Genomic DNA, 10,507 nt, shown 5'->3' with positions numbered 1-10,507 from the left:
GGGCAGGAGCATATGCCCGCCGGTCCCCTGATCGTCGCCGCCAAGCACCAGAGCTTCTGGGAGGTCATCGCGATCCTGCCGGAGGTCGAGAAGCCGACCTTCATCCTGAAGAAGGAGCTGATGCGGATCCCGGTCTTCGGCTGGTACGCGCGGCGCATGGGCATGATCCCGGTCGACCGGCGCAGGCGCGGTGCCGTCCTGCCCTCGCTCCTGGCCGGCGCCGAGCGCGCCGTGCGCGAGGGGCGCCAGATCGTGATCTTTCCCGAAGGCACGCGATCGGCGCCGGGCGCCCAGCCCAACTACCGGCCCGGCATCCACTTCCTCTACGAGAAGCTGCGCATTCCCGTTGCGCCCATGGCGCTGAACTCCGGCCTGTTCTGGCCGCGCCAGGCGGTGCGGCGGCAGCCGGGCACGATCCGGGCCGAGTTCCTGGAGCCGATCGCGCCGGGCCTCGAGCGCGAGACCTTCGTCGCGACCCTGCGCGAGCGCGTCGAGGCGCGCTCGCTGGAGCTGATGCGCCGCGCCTATGCCGAGCATCCCGACCTGCCGATGAGCGAGCTGGTGGCCCTTCATCTCGGCCGCGTCTCGGCCTGAGGCGGCGGCGCTTTCAAAGGCGGGCGACGACCCCCTCGAGCCAGGGATCCGAAAGCCCCAGCGCGCGGATCTCGGTCAGCGCCGAGCGCACGTAGTCGACATTGGGGCCGGACTGGCCGTGCGAGCGCGCGACGAGCCGGGCGGCGTCCGCCACCTCGATCCGTCCCGCGTATTGCGCGTGGCCCCGGTCCACGACGTAGGTGACCGCGCGCACGAGGCGCCCGTCCCCCAGCCGCACGGGCAGGACCGTCTCGAGATAGACATTGGTGACGAGCTCGCGCTCGCGCAGGTACTTCAGCGTCGCCTCGCGCCGCTCCTCGGCCACCCGGTACGCCATGCCGACGCAGGAGCCGCCCCGGTCGAGGCCGAACACCAGACCCGGCCGCTCCGGCGTGCCGCGATGCACATAGGAATGGACGCACAGCGAACGGTGGAAGCCGGCGAGCCGCGCCTTGCCGCGCTCCTCGAACTCGAAGCCCGGCCGCCAGATCAGCGAGCCATATCCGAAGACCCAAAATTCCGTCATCGTCCTTGCCATCTCGGCCCAGCGCGCGCCACAAGGCGCCGCGAATCTGCGGCTCGACAGAAAGGATCGGATCATGGCGAACGCAAGGACGGAAGAGCGCCCGCGCTCGAGCGCGATGCGGGTCTTCACCTGGATCGGCGCCCTCGTCCTGATCCTCGCCGTCGTGGGAACGGCCGCCTGGTTCTATCTCGCACGCGAGCTCGACGGGCGCGTCACCTCGGCGCTGGATGCCGCGGCCGGAGGCGGCACCGCGATCAGCTGCCCGAACCGCGAGGTCTTCGGCTACCCGTTCCGCATCGGCCTTCATTGCGACAGTGTCGCGGTGGAGTCGGCCAGTTCCGGCATCAAGGCGAGCGCCGGCGAGCTGCGGACCGCCGCGCAGATCTACGATCCGACCCGCATCGTCGGCGAGCTCGACGGTCCTCTCCTCGTCGACGCGCCGAACCTGCCGCCGCTGGAGATGAGCTGGGAGCTCGCCCAGGCCTCGACCAATCTCTTCACGAAGGGGCTGATGCGCATGTCGCTCGCGGTGGACCAGCCGGCGCTGGCGATCCGCAGCAGCGACGGGGCGGCGGCGACCGCGCCGCTTCTCACCTCGCAGCGCCTCGAGATGCATCTGGCGCGCAACGGCGAGACCCTGCTCGCGGCACTCAGCAACGACGGCGTCGCCGGCCAGCTTCCGAACGGCGTCGCGCTTCCCACGCTCAACGTCCTGGCCGACGTCAGCGTCGACAGCGCGGGCGACTGGCTGGTGCGGGGCGTGCCGGGGGGACGGCTCGACGAGGCCCTGCGCGGGCGCTCGGGCGAGCTGCGCAACGTGTCCTTCGCCTTCGCCGACAACGTTCCCGGCAGCGTCGCCCTGTCGGGGCCGTTCGAGATCGCGGCGGACGGGCGCATTTCAGGCGACTTCCGCCTCGCCGTGGCGGATGCCGACCGGATCGCCAGCGCCGTCAACGCGCTCGTGCCGGGGCTTGGCGGCGTGACGCAGGCGGTCGCCGGCGCGATCACCTTCGCGGGCCGTCAGGAGAACGGCATGAGCGTCATCGACGTGCAGGTGCGGGGCGGCGAGATGCGCCTCGGCTTCATTCCGCTCGGCCGTCTCCCGCCGATCTGAGCGCTATTCTCCGGGCGCCGTCGCGCCCTTCTCGTTCCACGGGTCGCCACGGCGCGGCTTGAGGCGGCCGAAATTGGCCTCCTCCGTGTCCTGCCCGGCCTGGACGATGGAGCGGCGGATGGCGCGTGTGCGCGTGAAGAGGTCGAACAGCGCCTCGCCGTCCGCCCAGCGGATGGCGCGCTGCAGCGACGCGAGATCCTCCGAGAAGCGCGCCAGCATCTCCAGCACCGCCTCGCGGTTGGTCAAGAAGATGTCGCGCCACATGGTCGGGTCTGACGCGGCGATGCGCGTGAAGTCGCGAAAGCCGGACGCCGAGAACTTGATAACCTCGGACTGCGTCACGGTTTCCAGGTCTGCCGCGGTCCCGACGATGTTGTAGGCGATGAGGTGGGGCACATGGCTGACGATCGCGAGCACCATGTCGTGGTGCTCGGGCGTCATCACCTCCACCATCGCGCCGGTCGCCTCCCAGAAGCGCCGCAGAGCCTCGGTCGCCGCCTCCTCGGTTTCGGGCAGCGGGGTGAGGATCGTCCAGCGGTTCTCGAAGAGCTCTAGGAAGCCCGCGTCCGGCCCCGACTGCTCGGTGCCCGCGATCGGGTGGCCCGGCACGAAATGGACGCCCGCCGGCAGACGCGGGCCGACGTCGCGCACGATCGCGCCCTTGACCGAGCCGACGTCGGTGACGATCGCGCCGGGCTTCAGGCCCTTGGCCATCGCCTCGGTCGCCGCCCCGCAGGAGCCGACCGGCAGGCAGAGGATCACGAGGTCGGCGTCCCGCACGGCCTCGGCCGGGTCGAGATGGAAGCTCGTCCCGAGCCGGAGTTCCTCGGCGCGGCGCAGCGTTTCCTCGCGGCGCGTGGCGATCGACACCTCGCGCGCGAGGCCCCTGTCGCGGATGTTGATGGCGATCGACGAGCCGATGAGGCCGATGCCGATCAGGGCGACCTTTTCGAAATGCGGCTCGCTCATCGGGCGGTGAACTCAGCGAGCGCGGCCAGGACGCCCTCGTTGGCCTCGGCCGTGCCGACCGTCATGCGCAAGGCGTTCGGGAAGCCGTAGCCCGCGACCCGGCGCAGGATGAAACCGCGCTGCGTCAAAAAGGCATCGGCCTCGGCGGCCGTGCGGCCCGGCTCCTCGGGGAAGTGGACGAGCAGGAAGTTGCCGACCGAGGGCGTCACGCGCAGGCCGAGCGCTTCCAGCCCGGCGGTCAGCCGCTCCAGCCACTCGGTGTTATGCCTGATGCTGCGCTCGACATGATCGCGGTCGCGGATCGCGGCGGCGCCCGCCGCGATCGCCATGGCGTTGAGGTTGAACGGCCCGCGGATGCGGTCGAGCGCTGCGATCACGCCCTCCGGCCCGAGCATCCAGCCGACGCGCAGCGCGGCCAGGCCGTGGATCTTCGAGAAGGTGCGCGTCATCACGACGTTCTCGTTCTCCGACACGAGCTCGAGCCCGGCCGCGTAGTCGTTGCGCCTGACGTATTCGGCATAGGCCGCGTCGAGGACGAGGAGCACGTTGCCGGGCAGGCCGGCATGGAGCCGCCGCACCTCGTCGAACGGCAGGTAGGTGCCGGTCGGGTTGTTGGGGTTGGCGAGGAAGACGATCCGCGTGCGGTCCGTCACCAGCGCGAGGATCGCGTCGACGTCGGCCCGCTCGTCGCGCTCCCTGGCCACCACCGGAACGCCGCCCGCCGCGCGGATGTAGATGTCGTAGACGAGGAAGCCGTGCTCGGTATGGATCGCCTCGTCGCCCGGCTGCAGGAAGCCCTGCGCGAGGAGGCCCAGAAGCTCGTCGGAGCCGTTGCCGCACAGGAGGCGCGCCGGATTGACGCCGTGCACCTCGGCGATCGCCTGGCGCAGCGCGCTGCTCTGGCCGTCGGGATAGAGTTCGAGGTGGCCGGCGACCTCGCGGATCGCCTCCTGAACGCGCGGCGAGGCGCCGAAGGGCGTCTCGTTGGAGGAGAGCTTGTGCAGCTTCACACCGTCCGGCGCGCGGCTCTTGCCCGGCACATAGGCCTCGATCTCCATCACGCCGGGGCGGGGGACAGGACGCGCGCTGGGGGAAGCCATGGACAGTTCCAATGCTGCGGGAAGGACAGCCCCGCGCATAGACCCGGGGGGCGGCGATGTCGAGACGTCTGTAAGGAGCGCCCGCACGCGCGCGTTGCGCGGCGCGCGGGGAGGCGATAGCAGGGGCCATGTCCACGATCGCTCCTCCCGCGCCGGAGGCTTCGGCCGGCCTTCGCGAGGCCCGCCAGCCATCCTCCAAGGTCGCCTATTTCGGCGAGGACGAGCCGCTGCGCCTCGACGCCGGCCGGACGCTGTCGCCCTTCCACATCGCCTACGAGACCTATGGCGAGCTCAACGCCGACCGGTCCAACGCGATCTACGTCTGCCATGCGCTGACGGGCGACCAGTATGCGGCGAGCCCCAGTCCCGTCACCGGCAAGCCGGGCTGGTGGTCGTCGCTGATCGGGCCCGGCAAGCCGATCGACACGGAGCGCTTCTTCGTCGTCTGCTCCAACGTCATCGGCTCCTGCATGGGCTCGACGGGACCGGCCTCGATCGACCTTTCCACGGGCATCCCTTACGCCCTCGACCTGCCGGTCCTGACCATTCCCGACATGGTGCGGGCGCAGGCCATGCTGATCGACCGGCTGGGCATCGGCCAGCTCTTCGCGGTGATCGGCGGCTCCATGGGCGGCATGCAGTGCCTGCAGTGGACGGTGGCCTACCCCGAACGCGTCTTCTGCGCCCTGCCGATCGCGACCGGCGCGCGCCACTCCTCGCAGAACATCGCCTTCCACGAGGTCGGGCGCCAGGCCGTCATGGCCGATCCCGAATGGCACGCCGGGCGCTACATCCAGGCCGGCACCCGGCCTCACAAGGGGCTGGCGGTGGCCCGCATGGCCGCGCACGTCACCTACCTCTCGGAAGCCGCGCTCCAGCGAAAGTTCGGGCGCAACCTCCAGGACCGCGAGCAGGTCGGCTTCGGCTTCGACGCCGACTTCCAGATCGAGAGCTACCTGCGCCACCAGGGCATGACCTTCGTCGACCGGTTCGACGCCAACGCCTATCTCTACCTGACGCGCGCCATGGACTATTTCGACATCGCCGCCGAGCACGGCGGGCGCCTCGCCGACGCCTTCCGCGGCGTCCAGACGCGCTTCTGCCTCGTGAGCTTCTCGTCGGACTGGCTGTTCCCGACCGAGGAGAGCCGCGCCATCGTCCATGCGCTGAACGCCAACGCGGCCTCGGTCTCCTTCGTCGAGATCGAGACCGACAAGGGCCACGACGCCTTCCTGCTCGACGAGCCGGAGTTTTCCGGCGCGGTGCGCGGCTTCGTGTCGTCGGCCGCGCGGGCGAGGGGGCTGAACCCATGACCGCCCTCGAACACGAGGCTCCCGTCCCCACGACCCGCACGGTCGCGGAAGACGGGCGCGTCGACCTCAAGCTCATCGCCGACCTGATCGACCGGGGCAGCCGGGTCCTCGACGTCGGCTGCGGCGACGGCTCGCTGATGGTGATGCTGGAGACGCGGCGGGGCGTCGATGCGCGCGGCATCGAGCTGTCCCAGCCCGGCGTCAACGAGTGCGTGCGGCGCGGGCTCTCGGTCGTGCAGGGCGACGCCGACCGCGACCTGCAGCACTATCCCGACAGTGCCTTCGACTATGCCGTCCTGTCGCAGACCATCCAGGCGACCGAGAACCCCAAGCTCGTTCTGGAGGAGCTTCTGCGCATCGGTCGCCGGGCGGTGGTCTCCTTTCCGAACTTCGGGCACTGGACCGTGCGACTGAGCCTTCTCCTCAAGGGCCGGATGCCCGTGACGCGAAACCTCGCCTATTCCTGGTACGACACGCCCAACATCCACTTCTGCACGATCCGCGACTTCGTGGAGCTCGCGCGCGACGTCGGCGCGACGGTCGAGACCGCGATCGCGCTGGATGCCTCCGGCCAGCGCGTCGGCATGCGCCTGCCCTGGTGGTTTTGGAACCTCTTCGGCGCGCAGGCCGTGTTCGTCCTGAAGCGATAGGAATGGCTGAGATGGACACAAGGCTGATCGAGCGGATGCTCGACGTCATCGAGACCGACATCGTGCCGCTGACGCGGCGGGGCGTGGCGGAGGGCAACAAGCTCTTCGGCGCGGCGATCCTCGGGGCCGACGGGGCGCTCGTCGTCGCGGAGACGAACAACGAGACCGAGAACCCGCTTTGGCATGGCGAGATGCACGCGATCCGCCGCTTCTTCCAGATCGACGCGAACGAGCGGCCGGAGCCCGCCGACTGCCTGTTCCTCGCCACGCACGAACCCTGCTCGCTCTGCCTTTCGGGCATCACGTGGTCGGGGTTCCGAAACTTTCACTACCTGTTCCGCTACGAGGACAGCCGGGACGCGTTCGCGATCCCCTACGACATCGAGATCCTGCGCGCTGTCTACGCCGTGCCCGACCCCGACCGCGAGGCCGTGCCGACGGACCGCCCGCTCTACAACCGCCGCAACAAGTACTGGACAAGCCATGCGCTTCTCGACGCGATCGCCGCACAGCCGGACGAGGCGACGCGCACCCGGCTGATGACGCGCGTCGAGCGCATTCGCGAGACCTATGCCGCACTCTCCGCCACCTATCAGGCGGACAAGGGCGCGAAGGGTATCCCGCACGCCTGAGCGTGCGGGACCGGCGTCAGAGGTTGACCGCCTTCATGCCGGCTTCCGGATAGCGCGTGCCCTTGACCGCGCCCGGCTGGAAGGCCTGGTCGAGCTCTTCCAGGTCGTCGCGCGTCAGCTCGAGATTCGCCGCATCGGCGTTTTCCTCAAGGTAGCGCACGCGCTTGGTGCCGGGAATGGGCGCGATGTCGGTGCCCTGCGCCAGGACCCAGGCGAGCGCGACCTGTCCGGCCTTGGCCGAGCGGCGCGCGGCCACCGATTCCACCACCGCGACGAGCCGGCGGTTCGCCTCGAAGTTTTCCGGCGAGAAGCGCGGGTTGTTCTTCCGGAAGTCGTCGTCGGAGAGGTCGTCCGGCTTGGTGAAGCGGCCCGTCAGGAAGCCGCGGCCGAGCGGCGAGTAGGGCACGAAGCCGATGCCGAGTTCGCGCAGGGTGGGAAGGATCTCCTCCTCCGGCTCGCGGCTCCACAGGGAGTACTCCGTCTGCAGCGCCGCGATCGGATGCGTCGCGTGCGCCCGGCGGATCGTCGCGGGACCGGCTTCCGACAGGCCGAGATGGCGCACCTTGCCGCGCTCGACGAGGCGGCTCATCTCGCCCACTGTGTCCTCGATCGGCACGTTCGGATCGACGCGGTGTTGGTAGTAGAGGTCGATGATCTCGACGCCGAGGCGCCTCAGGCTGTCGTCGCAGGCCTTGCGCACGTAGTCCGGCCGGCCGTTGATGCCGAGACGCTCGCCGTTGGGCCCGCGCACGTTGCCGAACTTGGTGGCCAGCACCACGCTCTCGCGCCTGTTCTTGATGGCGCGGCCCACCAGCTCCTCGTTGCGCCCGACCCCGTACATGTCGGCCGTGTCGAGGAAGTTGACGCCCAGATCCAGCGCGCGGTGAATGACGTTCATCGACTCGGCATCGTCGCCCGCGCCGTAGAATTCCGACATGCCCATGCAGCCGAGGCCGACCGCAGAGACCTTGAGGCCCTGCCCGAGTTGGCGCTGTTCCATGATCGATTCTCCGTTGCCGGCGGTTCGAATGCTTCGCCGGCCTGACGGTTTCACGACATAGGATCGTTCGGCCCGGCGTCGAGCGCGTCGCGGTTGAGCGCGGGGGCCGGTGCCCCCTGCGGCACGAGCACCGGGCGGATCGCGCGCAGGCGCTGGCGCTCGCGCGTCGCGACCGGGATGCCGCGATACACGAGCTTGGTCGCCTCGATGATGATCGCCCCGCAGAAGAGAGGCCAGAAGCGGCGCCCGACCCGCTCGAAGCCGCCCGCGACCTTCAATCCCGCCGCACGGCGGAAGGGCGGGAAATGCAGCGCGTCGGAGAAGCCGGAGGGGGTGAACATCGCCTCGCGCAGAAGGCTCGTCGCCTGGCCCCGGGACCAGGGCCGGCCCGAGCCGAACGGCGTGTGCTCGAAGCGTGCCCAGACGCCGCGCCGGTTGGGCAGGACGAGCACGATCCGGCCCCCAGGGGCGAGCACGCGCCACGCCTCGCTCAGCATCTCGCCGGGGTTCTCGGCGAACTCCAGCGCATGCACCATGAGGATGCGGTCCACCGAAGCGTCGCCGAGCGGCAGTTCGGGCGGGTGGACGAGGGCCACCAGCGACGGGCGGCCGAACGGCCAGTTCACGGCCCCTTGCGCCGCCGGCATGAAGCAGAGCGTGCGGTCGGCGTCGCCCGTCAGCCGCTCCAGGTAGGGCACGGCGTAGCCGAGGCCGACGAGGCGCTCGTCGTGGATCGGCTTCCAGACGGGAGCCAGCGAATAGGCCAGCGAGCGCACGGCGATCTCGCCGAGTCGCGAGGCGTAGAAGTCCCGGAGGTCGAGGATGTCGGTGTTCACGCGGGTCGCCGGTCCGATCAGTTTGGGCTCAAGAGTACCCTCTGCCCGGCCGCGTCGGAACCCCGGTCCCTCGAAGCGGGCACGGATCGTCTTATGTTCCGCCGCCTGAACCTCGGAGCATCCTCGCATGACGATCCAGATCCGCCAGTTTCCCTGCCGCAGGGACAATTTCGGGGTGATCGTCCATGACGACGCGGGCGGGCCTTGCGTCTCGATCGACGCGCCGGAGGAGGGGCCGATCGTGGCCGTGCTGCAGCGCGAGGGCTGGCACCTCACCCACATCCTGACGACCCACCACCACAACGACCACACGCAGGCCAACGCGGCGCTGAAGGCGCGGTTCGGTCTGGAGATCATCGGACCGGTGCGGGAGCGCGAGCGCATTCCCGGCCTCGACCGCGCGGTCTCGGGCGGCGACCGGATCGACCTGTCGGGCCTTGAGGTCGAGGTCATCGACACGCCCGGTCACACGGCGGGGGGCATCAGCTACTACATGCCGGACGAAAAGCTCCTGTTCGCCAACGACGCACTGTTCTCGCTGGGGTGCGGGCGGCTTTTCGAGGGGGACGCCGCCACCATGTGGGCGAGCCTCCAGCGCCTGAGGTCGCTTCCCGACGACACGATGCTGTATTGCGGCCACGAGTACACCGCCACCAACGCGCGCTTCGCGATCGACGTCGATCCGGGCAATCTTCTCCTGCAGGAGCGGGTGAAGGAGGTCGAGGCGCTGCGGATCGAGGGGAAGGCGACGGTTCCCGTGTCGCTGGGGCGCGAGAAGCGCACCAACCCGTTCCTGCGCGCCGACGACCCTGGCCTTGCCGAGGCGATCGGCATGGCCGGTGCCGATCCCGTCGCGGTGTTCGCGGCGCTGCGCGAGCGGAGGAACGGCTATTGAGGGCGCGCGACATCATCGCCAGGCTGAAGCTCGAGCCTCATCCCGAGGGCGGCTGGTACCGGCAGACCTTCCGCGACGAGGCGGCGGACGAGACGGGCCGTCCGCGCTCCACCGCGATCTACTACCTGCTCGACACGGGCGAGACCTCGGAGTGGCACCGCGTCACGGACGCCGCCGAGACGTGGCACTGGTACGCCGGCGGGCCGCTGGTGCTCACCGTCTCGCCCAACGGCCACGACGCCTCGGCCCATCGCCTCGGCGCCGCGCTGGACCTCGGCGAGGCCCCTCAGTTCACGGTGCCGGCCAACTGGTGGCAGACGGCCACCAGCCTCGGCGAATGGACGCTGGTCGGCTGCACGGTCGCACCGGGCTTCCGCTTCGAGAGCTTCGAGATGGCGCCGCCGGGATGGCGCCCGATGCCGCGCGCGCCGAGAAGCTGATCAGGCGGGGCTCGCCGCGTCGCTGCCGAAGAGCCGCCGGAACAGCGGCAGGGCCGCCAGCACCGCGCCGCCGGTGATCAGGAGCGCGGCGCCGACGACGCGTCCCGTCAGCGCCGCTTCGCCGGCCAGAACGAGAACGAGCGTCGAGAGAAGCGGCGCGGCGTAGCTGGCCGCGCCCAGAAGCTGGATGTCGCCGCGCTTCACCCCGATGTCCCAGACGTAGAAGGCGGCGCCGACCGGCAGGAGGCCGAGCGCCAGGACCGCCAGCCATTGGCCGCCGGTGGCAGGCCACACGGTCGTCTCAAACAGGAGGTGGCAGGCGAGCGACAGAACGGCGGTCGCCGCGCAGAAGCCCGTCACGACGTCGCTCGGCACGTCGGCGAAGCGCCGCGACAGAAGCGAGTAGGCCGTCCAGGTGAGGGCGCAGACGCCCGCCAG

General features: G+C 70.2%; 13 protein-coding genes. 7 read left to right on the top strand and 6 right to left on the bottom strand.

What is annotated here, in order from left to right; translation table 11 throughout:
* A partial coding sequence (locus AUL35_RS16325; RefSeq protein ID WP_062016645.1) for a 1-acyl-sn-glycerol-3-phosphate acyltransferase occupies window positions 1-594 on the top strand: 594 nt, incomplete at its 5' end.
* 13 nt (window positions 595-607) lie between these two features.
* On the opposite strand, the gene AUL35_RS16320 is transcribed toward AUL35_RS16325, so the two are convergent.
* On the bottom strand, window positions 608-1,120 hold the full coding sequence (locus AUL35_RS16320; protein ID WP_062016644.1) for a gamma-glutamylcyclotransferase: 513 nt from the start codon (window positions 1,118-1,120) through the stop codon (window positions 608-610).
* A gap of 73 nt (window positions 1,121-1,193) precedes the next feature.
* Here AUL35_RS16320 and AUL35_RS16315 point away from each other — a divergent pair, with 73 nt between their 5' ends.
* Window positions 1,194-2,234, top strand: a complete 1,041-nt coding sequence (locus AUL35_RS16315) for a DUF2125 domain-containing protein (protein ID WP_082666383.1) — start codon at window positions 1,194-1,196, stop codon at window positions 2,232-2,234.
* A 3-nt stretch (window positions 2,235-2,237) separates the two neighbouring features.
* On the opposite strand, the gene AUL35_RS16310 is transcribed toward AUL35_RS16315, so the two are convergent.
* A complete protein-coding gene (locus AUL35_RS16310) occupies window positions 2,238-3,203 on the bottom strand; it encodes a prephenate/arogenate dehydrogenase family protein (RefSeq protein WP_062016640.1) in 966 nt (321 codons plus the stop codon).
* On the bottom strand, window positions 3,200-4,303 hold the full coding sequence (hisC, locus tag AUL35_RS16305; protein ID WP_062016638.1) for a histidinol-phosphate transaminase: 1,104 nt from the start codon (window positions 4,301-4,303) through the stop codon (window positions 3,200-3,202). The genes AUL35_RS16310 and hisC overlap by 4 nt, the downstream gene beginning before the upstream one ends.
* A 128-nt stretch (window positions 4,304-4,431) precedes the next feature.
* Here hisC and AUL35_RS16300 point away from each other — a divergent pair, with 128 nt between their 5' ends.
* From AUL35_RS16300 to AUL35_RS16290, 3 genes are read left to right on the top strand one after another with little or no spacing between them, the layout of a single operon-like run.
* Window positions 4,432-5,616, top strand: coding sequence for a homoserine O-acetyltransferase (locus AUL35_RS16300; RefSeq protein ID WP_062016636.1), 1,185 nt, complete (start codon window positions 4,432-4,434; stop codon window positions 5,614-5,616).
* Window positions 5,613-6,266 carry a methionine biosynthesis protein MetW gene (metW, locus tag AUL35_RS16295; protein WP_062016634.1) on the top strand — a complete coding sequence of 218 codons (654 nt, stop codon included), beginning with the start codon at window positions 5,613-5,615 and terminating at the stop codon, window positions 6,264-6,266. Before AUL35_RS16300 ends, metW begins: the two co-directional genes overlap by 4 nt.
* 2 nt (window positions 6,267-6,268) lie before the next feature.
* On the top strand, window positions 6,269-6,898 hold the full coding sequence (locus AUL35_RS16290; protein ID WP_062016632.1) for a nucleoside deaminase: 630 nt from the start codon (window positions 6,269-6,271) through the stop codon (window positions 6,896-6,898).
* A gap of 16 nt (window positions 6,899-6,914) precedes the next feature.
* On the opposite strand, the gene AUL35_RS16285 is transcribed toward AUL35_RS16290, so the two are convergent.
* A complete protein-coding gene (locus AUL35_RS16285) occupies window positions 6,915-7,898 on the bottom strand; it encodes an aldo/keto reductase (protein ID WP_062016631.1) in 984 nt (327 codons plus the stop codon).
* 50 nt (window positions 7,899-7,948) lie between these two features.
* Complete coding sequence (locus AUL35_RS16280) at window positions 7,949-8,734, bottom strand: methyltransferase domain-containing protein (protein WP_062016629.1); 786 nt, start codon at window positions 8,732-8,734, stop codon at window positions 7,949-7,951.
* A 127-nt stretch (window positions 8,735-8,861) separates the two neighbouring features.
* Here AUL35_RS16280 and gloB point away from each other — a divergent pair, with 127 nt between their 5' ends.
* Window positions 8,862-9,629: a hydroxyacylglutathione hydrolase gene (gene gloB / locus AUL35_RS16275; RefSeq protein ID WP_062016626.1), complete on the top strand. Its 768-nt coding sequence runs from the start codon at window positions 8,862-8,864 to the stop codon at window positions 9,627-9,629.
* Window positions 9,626-10,069, top strand: coding sequence for a cupin domain-containing protein (locus AUL35_RS16270; protein WP_062016625.1), 444 nt, complete (start codon window positions 9,626-9,628; stop codon window positions 10,067-10,069). The genes gloB and AUL35_RS16270 overlap by 4 nt, the downstream gene beginning before the upstream one ends.
* Here AUL35_RS16270 and AUL35_RS16265 read toward each other — a convergent pair.
* A partial coding sequence (locus AUL35_RS16265; protein WP_156418038.1) for an EamA family transporter occupies window positions 10,070-10,507 on the bottom strand: 438 nt, incomplete at its 5' end. It lies immediately after the preceding gene.

This window comes from Aureimonas sp. AU4 (genome assembly GCF_001463765.1).
In the GTDB taxonomy this organism is placed as follows: domain Bacteria; phylum Pseudomonadota; class Alphaproteobacteria; order Rhizobiales; family Rhizobiaceae; genus Aureimonas.
Note: the sequence above shows the minus strand (reverse complement) of the source record. Positions and strands in the feature narration are given on the sequence as shown.

Excerpts from the sequence above, each read along its gene's own strand:
- hisC (WP_062016638.1), bottom strand. The coding sequence starts at position 4,303 with ATGGCTTCCCCCAGCGCGCGTCCTGTCCCCCGCCCCGGCGTGATGGAG.
- AUL35_RS16320 (WP_062016644.1), bottom strand. The coding sequence starts at position 1,120 with ATGACGGAATTTTGGGTCTTCGGATATGGCTCGCTGATCTGGCGGCCG.
- AUL35_RS16290 (WP_062016632.1), top strand. The coding sequence starts at position 6,269 with ATGGCTGAGATGGACACAAGGCTGATCGAGCGGATGCTCGACGTCATC.
- metW (WP_062016634.1), top strand. The coding sequence starts at position 5,613 with ATGACCGCCCTCGAACACGAGGCTCCCGTCCCCACGACCCGCACGGTC.
- AUL35_RS16310 (WP_062016640.1), bottom strand. The coding sequence starts at position 3,203 with ATGAGCGAGCCGCATTTCGAAAAGGTCGCCCTGATCGGCATCGGCCTC.
- AUL35_RS16300 (WP_062016636.1), top strand. The coding sequence starts at position 4,432 with ATGTCCACGATCGCTCCTCCCGCGCCGGAGGCTTCGGCCGGCCTTCGC.
- AUL35_RS16315 (WP_082666383.1), top strand. The coding sequence starts at position 1,194 with ATGGCGAACGCAAGGACGGAAGAGCGCCCGCGCTCGAGCGCGATGCGG.
- AUL35_RS16285 (WP_062016631.1), bottom strand. The coding sequence starts at position 7,898 with ATGGAACAGCGCCAACTCGGGCAGGGCCTCAAGGTCTCTGCGGTCGGC.
- gloB (WP_062016626.1), top strand. The coding sequence starts at position 8,862 with ATGACGATCCAGATCCGCCAGTTTCCCTGCCGCAGGGACAATTTCGGG.